Origin of the sequence: Lentzea sp. JNUCC 0626 (assembly GCF_043632865.1) — a bacterium.
In the GTDB taxonomy this organism is placed as follows: Bacteria; Actinomycetota; Actinomycetes; order Mycobacteriales; family Pseudonocardiaceae; genus Lentzea.
In genome coordinates this window covers 7,392,906-7,407,904 of record NZ_CP171635.1, presented here as the reverse complement: position 1 = coordinate 7,407,904, position 14,999 = coordinate 7,392,906, and the positions used below count along the sequence as shown (strand labels likewise).

Annotated in this window: 18 protein-coding genes; 8 read left to right on the top strand and 10 right to left on the bottom strand. The window is 68.9% G+C overall.

Annotated elements, in window-relative coordinates; translation table 11 throughout:
- Positions 1-29: 29 nt before the first annotated feature.
- A complete protein-coding gene (locus JNUCC0626_RS34055; RefSeq protein ID WP_394614840.1) occupies positions 30-545 on the top strand; it encodes a hypothetical protein in 516 nt (171 codons plus the stop codon).
- Here the strand turns inward: JNUCC0626_RS34055 and JNUCC0626_RS34050 are convergent.
- From JNUCC0626_RS34050 to JNUCC0626_RS34040, 3 genes are read right to left on the bottom strand one after another with little or no spacing between them, the layout of a single operon-like run.
- Positions 542-2,362: a dynamin family protein gene (locus tag JNUCC0626_RS34050; protein WP_394614839.1), complete on the bottom strand. Its 1,821-nt coding sequence runs from the start codon at positions 2,360-2,362 to the stop codon at positions 542-544. The genes JNUCC0626_RS34055 and JNUCC0626_RS34050 overlap by 4 nt on opposite strands.
- Positions 2,359-2,724 carry a nucleotide exchange factor GrpE gene (grpE, locus tag JNUCC0626_RS34045; RefSeq protein ID WP_394614838.1) on the bottom strand — a complete coding sequence of 122 codons (366 nt, stop codon included), beginning with the start codon at positions 2,722-2,724 and terminating at the stop codon, positions 2,359-2,361. Before grpE ends, JNUCC0626_RS34050 begins: the two co-directional genes overlap by 4 nt.
- Positions 2,721-4,241, bottom strand: a complete 1,521-nt coding sequence (locus JNUCC0626_RS34040; RefSeq protein ID WP_394614837.1) for a dynamin family protein — start codon at positions 4,239-4,241, stop codon at positions 2,721-2,723. The genes grpE and JNUCC0626_RS34040 overlap by 4 nt, the downstream gene beginning before the upstream one ends.
- Positions 4,242-4,277: 36 nt before the next feature.
- On the opposite strand from JNUCC0626_RS34040, the gene JNUCC0626_RS34035 reads away from it, so the two are divergent.
- On the top strand, positions 4,278-4,727 hold the full coding sequence (locus tag JNUCC0626_RS34035; protein WP_394614836.1) for a hypothetical protein: 450 nt from the start codon (positions 4,278-4,280) through the stop codon (positions 4,725-4,727).
- Here the strand turns inward: JNUCC0626_RS34035 and JNUCC0626_RS34030 are convergent.
- Together JNUCC0626_RS34030 and JNUCC0626_RS34025 are read right to left on the bottom strand one after the other, a co-directional pair.
- The gene (locus JNUCC0626_RS34030; protein WP_394614835.1) at positions 4,712-5,080 is read right to left on the bottom strand and encodes a GntR family transcriptional regulator; all 369 of its coding nucleotides are present in this window, start codon (positions 5,078-5,080) and stop codon (positions 4,712-4,714) included. The genes JNUCC0626_RS34035 and JNUCC0626_RS34030 overlap by 16 nt on opposite strands.
- The gene (locus JNUCC0626_RS34025) at positions 5,077-5,745 is read right to left on the bottom strand and encodes a hypothetical protein (RefSeq protein WP_394614834.1); all 669 of its coding nucleotides are present in this window, start codon (positions 5,743-5,745) and stop codon (positions 5,077-5,079) included. Before JNUCC0626_RS34025 ends, JNUCC0626_RS34030 begins: the two co-directional genes overlap by 4 nt.
- A 117-nt stretch (positions 5,746-5,862) precedes the next feature.
- Here JNUCC0626_RS34025 and JNUCC0626_RS34020 point away from each other — a divergent pair, with 117 nt between their 5' ends.
- Together JNUCC0626_RS34020 and JNUCC0626_RS34015 are read left to right on the top strand one after the other, a co-directional pair.
- Positions 5,863-7,041: a sensor histidine kinase gene (locus tag JNUCC0626_RS34020; RefSeq protein WP_394614833.1), complete on the top strand. Its 1,179-nt coding sequence runs from the start codon at positions 5,863-5,865 to the stop codon at positions 7,039-7,041.
- Between the two features lie 9 nt (positions 7,042-7,050).
- A complete protein-coding gene (locus JNUCC0626_RS34015; RefSeq protein ID WP_089918409.1) occupies positions 7,051-7,707 on the top strand; it encodes a response regulator in 657 nt (218 codons plus the stop codon).
- On the opposite strand, the gene JNUCC0626_RS34010 is transcribed toward JNUCC0626_RS34015, so the two are convergent.
- The 3 genes from JNUCC0626_RS34010 to JNUCC0626_RS34000 are packed head-to-tail and all read right to left on the bottom strand — an operon-like array spanning position 7,704 to position 9,614.
- Positions 7,704-8,624 (bottom strand): SDR family oxidoreductase, encoded by a 921-nt coding sequence (locus JNUCC0626_RS34010; RefSeq protein ID WP_394614832.1) that lies wholly within the window; start codon positions 8,622-8,624, stop codon positions 7,704-7,706. The genes JNUCC0626_RS34015 and JNUCC0626_RS34010 overlap by 4 nt on opposite strands.
- Positions 8,608-9,087, bottom strand: a complete 480-nt coding sequence (locus JNUCC0626_RS34005; RefSeq protein WP_394614831.1) for a pyridoxamine 5'-phosphate oxidase family protein — start codon at positions 9,085-9,087, stop codon at positions 8,608-8,610. Before JNUCC0626_RS34005 ends, JNUCC0626_RS34010 begins: the two co-directional genes overlap by 17 nt.
- Entirely contained in the window at positions 9,087-9,614 is a 528-nt protein-coding gene (locus JNUCC0626_RS34000; RefSeq protein ID WP_394614830.1) for a TetR/AcrR family transcriptional regulator, read from the bottom strand. The genes JNUCC0626_RS34005 and JNUCC0626_RS34000 overlap by 1 nt, the downstream gene beginning before the upstream one ends.
- Positions 9,615-9,662: 48 nt before the next feature.
- Between JNUCC0626_RS34000 and JNUCC0626_RS33995 the strand changes: the two genes are divergently transcribed.
- Positions 9,663-10,445, top strand: coding sequence for an HAD family hydrolase (locus JNUCC0626_RS33995; protein WP_394614829.1), 783 nt, complete (start codon positions 9,663-9,665; stop codon positions 10,443-10,445).
- A 99-nt stretch (positions 10,446-10,544) separates the two neighbouring features.
- On the opposite strand, the gene JNUCC0626_RS33990 is transcribed toward JNUCC0626_RS33995, so the two are convergent.
- Positions 10,545-10,979 (bottom strand): PPOX class F420-dependent oxidoreductase, encoded by a 435-nt coding sequence (locus JNUCC0626_RS33990; protein ID WP_394614828.1) that lies wholly within the window; start codon positions 10,977-10,979, stop codon positions 10,545-10,547.
- A gap of 132 nt (positions 10,980-11,111) precedes the next feature.
- On the opposite strand from JNUCC0626_RS33990, the gene JNUCC0626_RS33985 reads away from it, so the two are divergent.
- The 3 genes from JNUCC0626_RS33985 to JNUCC0626_RS33975 all read left to right on the top strand — a co-directional run bounded on the left by JNUCC0626_RS33985 (position 11,112) and on the right by JNUCC0626_RS33975 (position 13,773).
- Entirely contained in the window at positions 11,112-12,023 is a 912-nt protein-coding gene (locus JNUCC0626_RS33985) for an ABC transporter ATP-binding protein (protein ID WP_394614827.1), read from the top strand.
- Between the two features lie 5 nt (positions 12,024-12,028).
- Complete coding sequence (locus JNUCC0626_RS33980) at positions 12,029-12,778, top strand: hypothetical protein (RefSeq protein WP_394614826.1); 750 nt, start codon at positions 12,029-12,031, stop codon at positions 12,776-12,778.
- Positions 12,779-12,870: 92 nt separating this feature from the next.
- Positions 12,871-13,773, top strand: coding sequence for an ATP-binding cassette domain-containing protein (locus JNUCC0626_RS33975; protein ID WP_394614825.1), 903 nt, complete (start codon positions 12,871-12,873; stop codon positions 13,771-13,773).
- Here JNUCC0626_RS33975 and mycP read toward each other — a convergent pair.
- Positions 13,739-14,884, bottom strand: coding sequence for a type VII secretion-associated serine protease mycosin (gene mycP / locus JNUCC0626_RS33970; protein WP_394614824.1), 1,146 nt, complete (start codon positions 14,882-14,884; stop codon positions 13,739-13,741). The genes JNUCC0626_RS33975 and mycP overlap by 35 nt on opposite strands.
- Between the last annotated feature and the right edge of the window lie 115 nt (positions 14,885-14,999).

Genomic DNA, 14,999 nt, shown 5'->3' with positions numbered 1-14,999 from the left:
GGCGGGGTAAGAGTTCCTTGGGGGTGCTCATGACTGACGAGGTGAGGACCGCGGCGGACTCACGGGTGCGGGCGCGGGTCGCGGTGGCGGGGTTGGTACTGCTGAGCGCCGGGCTGGCGGTGTTCGGCGGCTGGCTGCTGGGCAGGGACGTCGCGGTGGGGCTGATGGTCGTCTTCCTCGGCGCCCTGGTCGGGCAGTGGCTGGTCTACCTGGCGGCTGGGCGGTTCGTGGAGCTGCGGGACGAGCGTTATCTGACCGGCAGGACGTTCACCGGCCCGCGCACGGTGGACATGGCCAGGCTGGCGAAGGTCCGGCGGCTGCGCCTGCCGACCACCAGCGGGGAACAGCACTGGGTCGAACTGGTCGACGCCGACGGCGTTCGGCTGGTGTTGAACGACGACAGCACCCGCGAGGAGGTGCAGCAGGTGCTGACCGCGTACGCCTCCGGAGTTCCGCGCATGTCTCGGCGCACCGCGTACCTCTTCCTGGCGCTGGAAGTGGTGGGCGCGCTGGCGCTCGGTGCGATCGGCTACCTGCTGGCCTAGGCGCGGTCGCGGACCGAGCGGATTCGGCCCAGCAGTTCTTCTGCCTTCGAGCGGCCCTGTTCGACCTCGGCGAGTTGGCGGGTGGCGGCCTGGAGTTCGCGGCCCCGTTCGCCTGCCTCCATGCGGAGGGCGCGGTCGACCTCGCGCAGTTCGGCCTCGATGGCCTCGATGCGCTTGGCCAGGGCCTCGTCCAGGGCCAGCGACAACGCCTGTTCGGCCTCGATGAGTTGCTCGGCGGCCAGTTGGTCCACTGTGGACCTCGCGTCGGCGATGGCGTCGGAGAGCCACTGTTTGACGTGTTGCTTTTCGGCGGTGTGGGTTCGGGTTCTGGCCATCCACCAGCCCGCGCCGAGGCCCAGGGCGATCGTCACGGGGAGGACGATCGGGTTCAGGGCGGCGATGCCGAGGCCCGCCAGGGGCATCACGGCCAGTTTGCCCGCGCCCAGGCCGCCGGAGACGCCCATGAAGACGAGGAGTTTGTCCTCGGCCGTGGGTGGGCGCTTTTCCTTGGGGCGCAAGATGACCGGGGGTTGCTCGCCGCGCGCGAACTGGCCTCGGATCAGGGTCAGTTCCTCGGCGCTGAACAGGGTGGCCAGCACGGCGTCGGTCACCTGGGAGAGGCGGACGGACAGGGCCGTGGAGATGCGGCCGGAGACGACCTGCAGCGCCGTGTCGACCTGCTGGGGCAGGGTGGCGAGGGCGGTGCGGTCGGCCTGGTCGATGGCCTGGCGGTACCAGGTCTGGAGGTCGCGCATCTGGCGGGAGATCTCGTGCGAGTTCTCTATGCGCGCCCGTTGGACCTCGCCGCGCAGGCGTACCTGCCAGCCTCGGGTCGAGGAGCGGCGTTCGGTCTGGAGTTCCTCTCGGCGGGCGCGGAGGAGGGCTGCTTCGTCCTCGCCCACGGAGAGGGCTCGTTTTTCGTGGTCCAGGCGGATTTCCAGCTCGGCCAGGACCGTGGTGAGGGCGCGCAGGGCGTTGGCTTCGGCGAGCATTCCGGCTCGGCCCGTGACCAGTTCCTGCAACGCCGTCTGGAGGGTGGAGATGCCGGAGCGTTCGCGGAGCATGGCGGCGGCGTCCGGGTTCGGGGCCTGGGCGGCCATGCCGAACATGCGGGACGAGACCGGGTACCAGGTGGCGTCGGCGAAGCGGGGCGCGTGCTGGGCCAGCAGAGCCTGGTTCGCGTCGAGGACCTGGCGCCAGCCCCGGTACTGGTCGGTCTTGGTGAGGGCGAAGACGACGGTTTCGACGCGGTCGCCCACGCGCTTGAGGAAGTCGAGTTCTCCTCGGGTGAACGGGGAGGAGGCGTCGACCACGAAGACCAGGGCGGTGGCCGAGGTGACGGCTTCGAGGGCCAGTTCGCCGTGCACGGATTCGAGGCCGCCGACGCCAGGGGTGTCGACGACCGACATGCGTTCCAGCAGCGGGATCGGGGCGTCCACCTCCACGTAGCGCGGCGGGAGTTCGCCCTCGGGGAGGTCGTGGGCCGCGGAGACCCAGTTGATCAACGCGGGCAGCGGGAAGGTGACCGGGGCCAGCAAGCCGGGATAGCAGGCTCGGGCCGCCCAGGTCGGGCCGTGCTGGAAGACGAGGTACGTCGAGGTGGCCACGTCCGCGTCCACCGGCGAGAGGCCAGGGGACGACAGCAAGGCGTTGACCAGGGAGGACTTGCCCCTGTTGGTCTCCCCGACGATCACCACCGAGGAGACCTCGGGGACCGCGCGGCGGGTCACCCAGTCGGCCATCGCCGGGTCCAGGTCGCGGACCACGGCGGTCAGTCGCTCGCGCGTTTGACGGACCGTCTGGGAGAGGTTGCTCATCGGGCCGTGTAGACCGTGACGATCGGGGCGCGCAGGACTCGGCCGCGGTCGCAGAAGCCGGGGACCTCGGTCTCCGCGACCAGGCCCTGCAACGCCAGGTCGTCGGTGGGGACGGCGCCGCCTGCCTCGTGCTGCGACGGATCGAAGCGCTGGCCGTCGGCGCGCACCGCGACGACTCCTATGGACGACAGTCCTTCTTCGATGCGTTCGACCACGCCCGCACTGGCGCGGTCCAGCGCGTACAGGCACAGCTGGACCAGCGCGCGGCGTTCGGCCAGCGCCTGGTCGAGCAGCTCGTCGGCAATGGTCTCCACACCGTCGTCCGACGCCAGCTCCGCCGATTCGGTTCCGTTTGCGCTCATCGGTGCCCCCCAGCACGTAGTTGCTGCCACATGAGGAAATACGCCCGGTGGACGACGTGCGCCACCCGAGCCTGCGCCGGCGTCGCGCCGAAGGAGGCGAACGAACGCCACCAGCCGGCCCGTTCCAGCGCGTACGCGACCAGCTCCGCGACCGGTCGGCCGCTCAGACCCAGCTGGGCCGCGAAGTCCCTGGTGCTGCCGATGCGCAGCACCTCCTCGGTGAGGTCGGCGGCCAGTTCGACGGTGCCGGACGAGACCAGCGTCAACGCCTCCAGCAGCCGCAGCTGGTGCGCTTCCGGACGGGCCAGCAGGACCTCGATCGCGTCGTGCACGCGCTGCCGTTCACCGGCGTCCGCAGCGGCCAGCGACGTGATCGACGCCAGCGCGGCGGCGGCCTTGATGCCGTCGGCACGGGCCCGGAAGACGGCGTCGAGGCGGCCTCTCACGGCGGCGAACCCGGACGCGTCGAACAGCACCCGCCGCAGCGCACCGGCGGTCATGGACGGATCCGCGTCCAACGCCTCCACCGCGCGCCCGATGCCGTAGAGGTCGAGCTTCTCCAGCAACCTCGACCGCACCCCGGCCGCGACGTCGCAGTCCCACGACGTGAAGAGGTCGCCGGACATCAGCATCATCGTGCGGGTGTCGGCGTCCAGGGCGGCCAGCGCGCGCAACGCCTCCGCGTCGGCGGACGTGAACTCACCGGTCTCCGCGGACTCGGCGAGCAGGCTGATCACCGGCAGCACGTCCGCGACCCGCGGCTTGAGCAGCGCGGCCTGCTTCGCGGCGAGGATCTGCGCGGCCCGCCACATGTCACCTTCCGAGCCCTCAACGGTTTCCGGCGCCACGTTGTCGACCTTGTTCAACGCGGCGATGGCATTCACCGGGCCCGCCTCGCGCGACGCGGTGGCGGCGGTGAAGGCGGCCAGCGTCGAGTGGTCGTCCGCGCGCACGCCCTGTGTCACGACGTAGAGAACGGCCTCGGCGCCCGCGACGGCGTTGCGCGACACGGGATCCAGCAGTTCTTCGGTCCGTGCGACCGAATCGGCGTCCAACGAGCCGAGGCCCGGGGTGTCGATGACGGTGATGTCGCGCAGCACGGCGTTCGTCAGGTACGCCTCGATGTGCGAAACACCTTGCACGCCAAGAGAAGCGGGGATCATGCCGTGCGCGTCGAACGGCAGCACCTGGCGTCGGCCGTCCCGCAGCACGACTTCGATGCGGTCGACCGTGCCGTACTGGTAGCGCGTGACGAGCCGGGTGCACTCACCGACGTCCGTGGGCGCGACGCGACGGCCGATCAGCGCGTTCACCAAGGTCGACTTGCCCGACTTGATCCGGCCGGCGACCGCGACCTGCAACGGAGCGTGCAGCCGGCGCAGCACTTCCTGGAACCCGGCGGCGGTCTGCGGCGAGACCTGCGGTTGCAGCGCAGCGCACAGGTTGGCCACTGCCGCGCACAGCGGACCGGCCAGCTGTTGTCCCTGCAACGCCGTCACGAGCACTGATCGTGCCACGGTTTGTGGGCGTGCGTGCACGGGTAGCCACCGTGCATGGGTGACAGCTACGTGACGTTCCTAGTGCTGGGGATCGTCCTGGTCGTCGTCGACGGCCAGCTGATCTACCACGGCGGCAAGGGATACCTGAGGCGCGCCGCGTACGACGACGAGCAGGCCAGCGGCATGATGAAGCTGACGGCCGTGCTGTTCCACCTCGTCGTGCTCGGCCTGCTCGCGATCGTGTCGACCGTCGAGGTCAACACGGGCAACGCGACGAAAGACCTGGTCTTGAAGTTGGGCGTGGTGCTCTTGCTGCTGGCACTGGCTCACGGCGCGACCATGGCGATCCTGGCCAAGATCCGGGATCGCCAGCTCCAGCAGCAGCTCGCCGATCAGATGGCAGAGGAACACCGGATCTACGAAGAGCGCCAGGAAGAACGTCAGGCGCACGTCGGCGAACCGCGGCCCGCGCCCAAGATCGAGTCGCCTTACTCACCCACGTAGTGGGCTCGCACGGCGTTCAGTGCCTCCCCCTCACTGGCGCCGAGTGACCGAGCGACGGCGACGAACTCCGCCGCAGCGGCGGAGAGCGGGTCCGGATTATGCGAAGGCAGGGCAGCCACCACGGTGCCCTGCCTTCGTCCTGTCGTGATCACCCCGGAGGTCTCCAGCTCCCGGTACGCCCGCGCGACCGTGCCGGCGGCGAGGCCGAGGTCCGCGGCGAGCTGGCGAATCGTCGGCAACCGGGAGCCGATCGGCAGCACACCTGCGCTGATCAACCTCACCAACTGGTCGCGCACCTGACGCCAGGGCGGGACACCGTTCTCGACGTCGACGACGATTCGGGGACCGGTCACCGCACGATCTTCGACGACACGACGTTCGTGTTCGCCATCAGGACCCACGCGACGATGCCCACGAACAGGAACTTGCCACCGACGAGCGCGCAGACCATCGCCGCGCCGATGCCCGCCGACACGTGCACGCTTCGGGTGCGCAGCGCCCGATCGACGACCTCGTCGCCGTCCGCCGGACGTGCGACCGCCGCCCACCAGACCGCAGCGACCGCGGCGACGGACACCACGAACACCGGCAGCTGAGCGATGTCCAGGTGCACGAGCAGCCACACCAGCGTGATCACGACGATCGCCGCGTAGGCGCCCAGCACGTACTGCGAGCCGATGTCGAACAGGCCGCGCGGCGTGAGCGAGGCCACTCGCTCCCGTCCCTCGCGGGGCAACGCCACCGCGATCAGCTCGGCGAGCAACGTGCCCCCGAGCACGACCGCAGCCAGCGACCCGAGACCGCGGCCGCTAGCGAACGGCAGGAACGACATGCCGACGAAGAGCACCGGGTAGAGCAGCCGCCGTCGCTTGAGGTAGCGGATCGCGTCGTCGATCTGAGCCGGCGTCGGGTCGGTGACCTTCCAGCTCTTCAGCAAACGCTTGCCGGTCGACTGCGTCGGCCACAGGAACATCAGCAGCAGCAAGCCCACGCCGGCCGACACCAGGACGTCGTACATGGCGAACCCCCGAAACTTTGTATCAACCCCTCGACACAATAACTCACACTGAAGTCGTACGCAGCGTCAACCCGTGGCGCGACGCGCAGAAGTTCGACCCGCACCTAACCTTGTCCGGTGCGGAGGTTCAGCCTGTGGATGAAGGCTCATCCGGCGTTCGGGGACTCCCTGATCGCCGGAATCTTGCTGATCTTCGACCTGGGCTTCGGGGTCGCCACAGTCGGCAGGAGCCTCTCGTTCTCGGCGTTCCTCGCCGTGACGCTGCTGATGCTCGGACCGCTGCCGTTCCGCCGCTACCACCCGCTGGGCACGAGCTACCTGATCCTCGCGGGCGGGTTCCTCCAGCTGTTCACGCACGGCGTCGGCGCCGAGGGCCTGCCGATCCGCATGTCGGACTTCGCGCTGGCCATCGCGCTGTACACGCTCGTCGCGTACACGACCCGCAAGACGGCGTTGATCTACATCGGCTGGCTGCTCGCGGGCACGCTGCTGTGGGCGATCTTCCGGGTCGGCGAGATCGAGGCCGTCTTCTTCGTCTTCCTGATCCTGGTGATCTTCGGGTTCAGCTGGGCGATGGGCGAGTTCATCGGCGCCCGCCGCGCCTACCAACACGAGATGGAGCAACGATTGGCGCTCCTGGAGACCGAACGGGACCAGCAGGCCAAGATCGCCGTCGGCGAGGAGCGTTCGCGCATAGCCCGTGAGCTGCACGACGTCGTGGCGCACGCGGTGAGCGTGATGATCGTGCACGCCGATGGCGCCGCCTACGCGATCCGGTCACAACCGGAGATGGCCGAGAACGCGGTCCGCACGATCGCCGACACCGGCCGGCTGGCGCTCACCGAGATGCGCCGCCTGCTGGGCGTGCTGCGCAGCGAGGACGCCGAAACGCAGTGGGCGCCGCAGCCGGACGCGCGCGGCGTGGTCGAACTCGCCGAGAACACCCGCGCGGCCGGCGTCCCGGTGCAGCTGGAGATCACCGGTGACGTGGACGACCTGCCCGTCGGCGTCGGCCTGAGCGTCTACCGGATCGTGCAGGAAGCGCTGACGAACGTGATCAAGCACGCGGGTTCCGACACCACCGCCCTGGTGCGGCTGGCGAGGACCCCGGAAGAGCTGCGGCTGGAAGTGACCGACAACGGCTTCGGCACACCCCACGACGTGGTCAAGGTGTCCGGCGGCAACGGGCTGATCGGCATGAGGGAAAGGGCTGCGGTGCTGGGCGGCGAGTTCGAGGCGGGCCCCAACCCCGGTGGGGGCTGGCGCGTCCGCGCGACTTTCCCGCTCGCCGCATAGGGTGATCACGTGATCCGGGTGCTGCTCGTAGACGACCAGGAACTCATGCGGATGGGTTTCCGCATGGTGCTGGGCGCGCAGGAAGACATCGACGTGATCGGCGAGGCGGCCGACGGGCTCGACGCCGTGCAGATGGCCGACAAGCTGCGGCCCGACGTGGTGTTGATGGACGTGCGCATGCCCGTGATGGACGGCGTGGAGGCGACGAAGCGCATCGCCGAGGCCGACACGGCGAAGGTCCTGGTCATGACCACGTTCGACATGGACGAGTACGCGCTGTCGGCGTTGCGCAACGGCGCCAGCGGCTTCCTGCTGAAGGACACCCCGCCGTCCGACCTGGTGTCGGCCCTGCGCGCGGTGGCCTCCGGTGACGCGGTGGTCTCGCCGTCGGTGACCAAGCGGCTACTCGGCCGGTTCCTCGGCGACGGCGGCGGTGAGCTGCGCGACGCCTCGATGCTCGACGTGCTGACCGAACGCGAGCGCGAGGTGCTCGTGCTGATCGCGAAGGGCCTGTCGAACACCGAGATCGCCCGCAAGCTGTTCCTGTCCGAGGCGACCGTGAAGACGCACGTCGGCCGGATCCTCGCGAAACTGGAGCTGCGAGACCGGGTGCAGGCCGTGGTGCTGGCCTACGAAACCGGTCTCGTCCGCCCTGGTGACGCTTAGCGGTATTTCTCTGGATCCGCCTCGACGATCTTGCCTTCGATGCGCGGCTTCACCACGTCGTCCCACCAGTGGCCCCAGTCGGGCTGCGAGCCGTCGAGGTCGGTGAAGCCGTACTCGCGCTTGAGCTTCCACGACGACAGGCACTGACCGGAGAACCGTTTGCGGTCCTTGTCCGCGGCGAGGTGCGCGATGCCGCGGCCCAGGTAGTGCGGCGTCTCGGAGATCGCGTAGTCCGGCACCTTCTCGATCGCGTCCCGCCAGGTCTCCTCGGTGACGCCGAAGCCCTCCAGCATCTGCTCTGAGCGCAGGAATCCCGGGGTGACCGCCATCGCCGTCACGTTCGGGTGGTCCTTGAGGTCCTTCGCGAGCACCTCGCCGAAGCGGCGAACCGAGTTCTTCACCGCGTCGTACGGGAGGTTCACGAAGTAGGCCTCGCCGTCCTCGCCGTCGGTCACCTCGACCACCAGGCCGTCGTCCGACTTCAGCAGCAACGGCATCAGCTTGTGGATCGCGATCAGGTGCGTCTCGACACCGTTGCGCCACATGTGCAGCTGCTTCTCGAGGTCGTGCTCCCAGAACTTGCCCCACTCGACGAGGTTCTCGCCGCCCCACGCGTTGTCGACGAAGACGTCGAGCTTTCCGATGCGCTGCGCCAGAGCGTCCACATCGGACGGAACGGTGAGGTCGCACCGAACCGCGATCCCCTTGCCACCAGCGGCGTCCACGAGTTCGGCGGTCTCCTCGATCGTCTCCGCCCGGCCGACCTCCGACTGCTGCTCCCGCGTGGTCCGGCCGGCGACGAACACCGTCGCGCCCGCCGCCCCCAGTTCGATCGCGATCGCGCGCCCCGCACCCCGCGTGGCACCGGTGACGACCGCGACCTTCCCGCTCAGATCGGGATCACTTCTTGACGACACGGCGAGTTCCCCTTCCCTCGTGCCAGGACAGGACGATCATCCCGTCACCCTCGACGACGAGCTGCACGACCTCGGTGACGTCGAACCGGAAGAGGTCGATCTCCTCCGGCTTCGGCTCCCAGCTCGTGCGCTCGAACAGGTCCTTCAGGTAGACCTCTTTGTCCGTCCAGAACTCGGCCGTGCCGCTGATCTTCGCGTCACCGGCCTCCGTCATGGACGCGGTCGTGCTCATGCAGTGCAACGCGAACCTCGGATCGCGTTGCAGATCCTTGGACTTCAAGGAACCGGGCATCATGCCCGCCCACACGTGACCGTGCGCGAAGTCCGGTTCGACACCGCTGATCCGCGGCGACCCGTCCTTGCGCAACGTCGCGATCATCGCGTGCCGATCCGCCGCGAACCGGCTCTCGACGAACGCGGCCATCTCGGGCTGCTCAGCCGTGAACTCCGCCCAGGTAGCCATCAACGCATCCCTTTCAACACAAGATCGACGTCCTCGGCCATGCGGTCCAGCAGGTCGCCGCGCGGCCGCACCGACCAGTCCATCGAGATCCCGTACACCAGCGCGGCGAGCACGCGGGCCGCCGTCGGCGGCAGCTCCTCCGCCGCGCACAGGACCTCGAGTTCCTCCTCCAGCACCGCGTAGTGCCTGACCAGCAGTGCGCGCAGGTCCGGGTCGATCAGGTCGACCCCGAGCTGCGCCAGGTTGTTCGTGGCGACGACCGGGTCGTTGAGGCGGTCGAACCAGGTCAGCAGCGCGTCGCGGACGTTGCCGGCCGCGCGCATCCGGTGGGCGACCTCCTCGGTGCCCGCCTTGGTGAGCGCCTGCAGGAGGCCGCTCTTGGAGCCGAACCGCTTCGCCACCGCGCCCACCGAGACCCCGGCCTCCGTTGCGACGTCCGCGACGGTGAACTCCGGGCCGCGGCGGTCGATGACGGCGGCGACGGCGTTCAGGATCCGTTCGTCGGTGATGGTGCGAGGTCGTGCCACGCAGTTAGTGAACCACAGTTCACTAACCTTCGCCTAGTGTGGCACCACGTGACCTGGAGACCGCGTTTGATCGCCCTGGACATCGACGGAACCCTGACCCCGGTCGGCTCGAACGACATAGCTCCCGCCGTGAAGGCGGCCATCACGCGCGCTGCGGACCACGGCACCCACGTCGTGCTGTGCACCGGGCGCAGCGTCGTCGGCGTCACCGCGATCGCCGCCCAGCTGCCGGTGGAGCACGCCCTCTGTTCGAACGGCGCGGTGTGGTGGGACGCGGTGGCGGGCGATGTCACGAAGAGCACGACGTTCGATCCCGGGCCGACGATCAAGGCGTTGCAGGCGGTGTTGTCCGACGTGGTGTTCGCGGTCGAGCAGACCGGCGTCGGCAGCCTGCACATGGGGACGTTCCTGCCGGACGACCTGTGGGGAGTGACCACGGAGGCCACCTTCGAGGAGATGGTGGCGACGCCGACGCCGCGGCTGGTCATGCGCTGGTTGGACCACACGCCGGCCGAGTTGTCGTTCGCCTTGCGGGAGCTGGAACTGCCGGGGGTCGAGTGGTCCGTCGATCACACGGAGGCCTGGCTGACGGCGGTGCCCGCGGACATCTCCAAGGGCGCTGAGCTGGACGAACTCGCGGCACAGCTGGGGGTGCGGCCCGAGGACGCGTTGGCGATCGGCGACGGGGCCAACGACGTCGAGATGTTGCGGTGGGCCGGGCTCGGGGTGGCGATGGGGCAGGCGCCTGAGCACGTGAAGGGTGTGGCGGACGAGGTGGCGCTCACCGTGGTGGAGGACGGCGCCGCCCAGGTGATCAACCGGTTCTTCTAGTGCCGCGTCAGTCGGCCTTTGCCCCGTGTTCGGTGTTCAGACGGCCGCGAGGCCGCCCGCTGAGCGCCGAACACGCGGCGAAGGTTGGCTGACGCGGCACTAGTCCGAGACTCGCTGCACGGCGACGACCTTGTCGACCTTCACGCGCACGACCAGCTCGCCCGGCACGCCGTTGCGGTCGGCGTACTCGTCGGCGCGGTCGTCGCCCATGTAGCGCGCGGCGGTGCGGCCCGCCCAGTACTTCAGCTGGTCGGGGTCCTCGTCGACGACGGCCTGGCCGGTGATCGTCACGAAGTTGAACGGCGGTGTCTCGTCGTCGAAGCAGATGGCCACCCGGCCGTCGCGCAGGATCGACTTGCCCTTGATCGTGTCGCGTGCGGTCAGGAAGACGACGTCGGGGCCGTCGAGGTCCACCCACACCGGCGCGACGTGCGGTGATCCGTCCTTGCGGGTGACCGCGAGCTTGCCGGTGCGGGCCGGCTTGGCCAGGACGAACTCGCGCCACCAGCCTTCCGGAGCTTCCGTGTATCCCATGTGGCTCATTCAACTACGACGGAGGTAGCGGCACCGGACGACGGAAGTTGACGCACACCGCAGACCGCAGGGCGATGTGCCATGACCCCTCGGGACGGGAAGGTATTCCCATCACCGAGAGGGGAAACGCCAATGATCGAGGCAATCGGCCTCACCAAGAGATACGGCAGGACGGTCGCGGTCGACGACCTGTCGTTCACCGTCCAACCTGGACGGGTGACCGGATTCCTCGGTCCGAACGGCGCCGGCAAGTCCACCACCATGCGCATGATCCTGGGGCTCGACCGTCCGACGGCAGGCCGCGTGCTGATCGACGGCAAGCCCTACACCGAACTGAGCCGTCCACTGAGGACGGTCGGCGCACTGCTCGACGCCAAGTGGGTGCACCCGAACCGCTCCGCCCGCGCTCACCTGCGCTGGCTCGCGAAGTCCAACGGGCTGCCGAACAACCGCGTCGACGCCGTGCTCGAGTCCGTCGGCCTCACCGGGGTCGCGGGCAAGAACGCCGGCGGGTTCTCGCTCGGCATGTCGCAGCGGCTGGGGATCGCCGCGGCACTGCTGGGTGACCCGAAGGTGCTGCTGTTCGACGAGCCGGTGAACGGCCTGGACCCCGAGGGCATCCTCTGGATCCGCACGTTCATGCAGAACCTCGCCGCCGAGGGCCGCACGGTCCTGGTGTCGAGCCACCTGCTCTCGGAGATGGCGCTCACGGCCAGCGAGCTCGTGGTGATCGGCAAGGGAAAGCTGATCACGCAGAGCACGACGCAGGAGTTCATCGACCGCTCAACGGGTAACTCCGTTCTCGTGCGCAGCCCTCAGCTCTTCAAGCTCGGCCCGTTGCTCGTCGACAAGGGCTTCACGGTTCGTGACGGTGCGGACGGCTCGTTCTCCGTATCGGGTGCCACGAGTGACCAGATCGGGGACATCGCCGCTGCGAACGGTGTCGTCCTGCACGAGCTGAGCCCCCAGCGCGGTTCGCTCGAAGAGGCGTTCATGCAGCTGACCGGCGATGCTGTCGAGTACCACGCAGAGATCGGGAAGTGAGTCTGATGACCCTGTTGGCAGTTGAGAGAATCAAGCTCTTCTCGACCCGTTCGCCGTACTGGTGCAGCGCGCTCGCCATCGTCCTGGGCGTCGGGCTCACCGCGATCTTCGCGGCGGCGACCGACGGCCCCGTGCCGCTCGGCCTCACCCAGATCGGCAGCAGCCAGCTCGCCATCGCGGTCGTGCTGGTGATGGCGGCGATCGCGGTCACCACCGAGTACCGCTTCAACACCATCCGCTCGACGTTCCTCGCGGTGCCGAACCGCACGTCCGCGCTGGTCGCGAAGACCGCCGTGGTCGCGTTCATCGCCGGTGTGCTCGGCGAGATCATCGCGTTCGGTTCGTGGGGCATCGCGAAGGTCATCTCACCCAGCTCGGACCTCGCGATCAACACGTCCGCCGAGTGGCGGCACGTCGCCGGTGTCGGCCTGATCTACGCGGTCGGCGCGATCATCGCGGTGGCCATCGGCATCCTGGTCCGCCAGACCGCGGGCGCCGTCGCCATCCTGCTCGTCTGGCAGATGCTCGCCGAGAGCCTCATCGGGATCATCCCGAAGGCCGGCGTGAAGATCCAGGCGTGGCTGCCGTTCCAGAACGCCAACCACTTCCTCTCGATGGGCGCGGACAGCCCTGAGGCGGGCGGTGCGGGCATCGACTTCAAGCTGAGCGAATGGGGTTCGCTCGGTTACTTCGCCGGAGTCGCGGTCGCGCTCCTGGTGGTCGCACTGATCGTCGCGAAGCGGCGGGACGCGTGACCCGTTCCGAATAAAGGGGGAGAGGGACCTGGGTCATCCGTCGGGGGGTGACCCAGGTCCCTGTCAGTTCTTCGAGCGAACCGGGAGAGGCCATGATCGAAGCAGTGCGGTTGAGCAAGCACTACGGCCGGACCAAGGCAGTCGACGAGTTGTCGTTCACCGTCCGGCCCGGCCGCGTCACGGGCTTCCTCGGCCCGAACGGCGCCGGCAAGTCCACGACCATGCGGATGATCCTCGGCCTCGACACCCCCACCGGTGGCGACGTCCGGATCGACGGGCAGCACTACGCCCAGTTCAAGCGTCCGCTGACCAAGGTCGGCGCGCTGCTCGACGCGAAGTGGGTGCACCCCAACCGGTCCGCGCGCTCACACCTGAAGTGGCTCGCGGCGTCCAACAGCATCCCGGTCAGCCGGGTCGGCGAGGTGCTGGAGATCGTCGGCCTGACCGAGGTCGCGCACAAGAACGCCGGCGGGTTCTCGCTCGGCATGTCGCAGCGGCTCGGCATCGCGGGCGCGTTGCTCGGCGACCCCGAGGTGCTGCTGTTCGACGAGCCGGTGAACGGCCTCGACCCCGAGGGCATCCTCTGGATCAGGCAGTTCATGCACCGCCTCGCGGACGAGGGCCGCACGGTGTTCGTGTCGAGCCACCTGCTGTCGGAGATGGCGCAGACCGCGCAGGACCTGATCGTGATCGGCAAGGGACAGCTGATCGCGCAGACGTCCACCGAGCAGTTCATCGCCGACGCCACCCAGGACACCGTCCGGGTCCGGTCGCCGCACGCCGCGAAGCTGCGCGAGATCCTCGCGGCGCACGCGACCGTGACGGACGACTCGGTGAGCGGATCGCTCGTCGTGCAGGGCATCTCCGCGCAGCAGATCGGTGAACTCGCGGCGGAGAACCAGATCGTGCTGCACGAGCTCAGCCCTCAGCGCGGGTCGCTGGAGGAGGCGTTCATGCAGCTCACCAGGGAGTCGGTGGAGTATCAGGCGCACTGATCACCTTGGGACGCCGCGACCTGACGGCGGGCAGGATGATCAGCAACGCCGTCAGGAGCGCGGTGCCGCCGGAGACCGCCGCGACGAACGGAAGCCGGGCGGTGATGTCGACCGGCTCGCGCGGCTTCTCGGCCGCGAGCGTCGGCACCGGTTGCGTCGTCTCGGGTTTCGGCGGCGGCAGCAGCGGATTGCGTTCCACCGGCGGGAGTTGCGCGGCCAGTGCGGCCGTCGGGTTGACCAGACCGAACCCGGTCGTGGCGTCACGGCCGGGTTCCGCCATGTCGGTCGCGGTCCTGATCAGGGCGTTGACGACGTCCTTCGCGGCCATCTGCGGGTGCTTCGCGCGCACCAGCGCCGCGGCTCCGGACACGATGGCCGACGCCGCGCTCGTGCCGTCCATCTCGGCGTACCCGCTGGCGTAGACGCTCTCCGGCGCGACCGTCACGATGCCGACGGCCGGTGCCGCGAGCACGGTGTCCTCGCCCACGTTCGACGACGCCCACGGCTTGCCGTCCTTGGTCGTGCCGGAGACCGCGATGACGCCGCTGATGTTGGCGGGCGCGGACACCTCGCCGCCCTCGTTGCCGGTGGCGGCGACCAGCACGACGTCCTTCTCGATCGCGTAGTTCACGGCCTTGACCAGCGACGGAGTCATCGAACTGGAGAAGCCGAGCGACAGGTTGATGACCTTGGCACCGTGGTCGGCGGCCCACCTGATGCTCTCGCCGATGATGTCGAGGCCGAACTGCTCCTTCTCGTCGGCGCTCGCGATCGGCAGGATCTTGGCGCCGGGAGCGATGCCGAGCGCACCACCGCCACGTCCGTTAGCAGCGATGATGCCCGCCATGCCTGTACCGTGGCCATCAGTGTCGGTAGTGCCATCGGTGCCCTTCGACCGTCCGAAGCCCATCCCGGGCAGGACCTGACCCGCGAGATCAGGGTGTTTCGCGTCGACCCCGGAGTCGATCACCGCGACGACCACGCCCTCTCCGCGCGTCTGTTCCTGGGCCCCGTAGACGTCGAGTGCGTCGAGGTGCCACTCCTGTTCCTCGATCGACTGTCCGGCGAGCAGCAACGGCAGCGCGACGACGAGGGCGTGGAGCAGGGGCACGTCAGCTACATCGTGTTTCCAGGTCAGGGCGCAACGTGCCTGGCGTCACAGCTTGCGTAAGAGCACTGTTAACAAGCCGTGAAAAACGGCATTTTGGACATCATCGACGTTTGGC

Excerpts from the sequence above, each read along its gene's own strand:
- JNUCC0626_RS34055 (WP_394614840.1), top strand. The coding sequence starts at position 30 with ATGACTGACGAGGTGAGGACCGCGGCGGACTCACGGGTGCGGGCGCGG.
- JNUCC0626_RS33980 (WP_394614826.1), top strand. The coding sequence starts at position 12,029 with ATGACCCTGTTGGCAGTTGAGAGAATCAAGCTCTTCTCGACCCGTTCG.
- JNUCC0626_RS34005 (WP_394614831.1), bottom strand. The coding sequence starts at position 9,087 with ATGGCTACCTGGGCGGAGTTCACGGCTGAGCAGCCCGAGATGGCCGCG.
- JNUCC0626_RS34025 (WP_394614834.1), bottom strand. The coding sequence starts at position 5,745 with ATGTACGACGTCCTGGTGTCGGCCGGCGTGGGCTTGCTGCTGCTGATG.
- JNUCC0626_RS33990 (WP_394614828.1), bottom strand. The coding sequence starts at position 10,979 with ATGGGATACACGGAAGCTCCGGAAGGCTGGTGGCGCGAGTTCGTCCTG.
- JNUCC0626_RS34050 (WP_394614839.1), bottom strand. The coding sequence starts at position 2,362 with ATGAGCAACCTCTCCCAGACGGTCCGTCAAACGCGCGAGCGACTGACC.
- JNUCC0626_RS33975 (WP_394614825.1), top strand. The coding sequence starts at position 12,871 with ATGATCGAAGCAGTGCGGTTGAGCAAGCACTACGGCCGGACCAAGGCA.
- JNUCC0626_RS34035 (WP_394614836.1), top strand. The coding sequence starts at position 4,278 with ATGGGTGACAGCTACGTGACGTTCCTAGTGCTGGGGATCGTCCTGGTC.
- JNUCC0626_RS33985 (WP_394614827.1), top strand. The coding sequence starts at position 11,112 with ATGATCGAGGCAATCGGCCTCACCAAGAGATACGGCAGGACGGTCGCG.
- grpE (WP_394614838.1), bottom strand. The coding sequence starts at position 2,724 with ATGAGCGCAAACGGAACCGAATCGGCGGAGCTGGCGTCGGACGACGGT.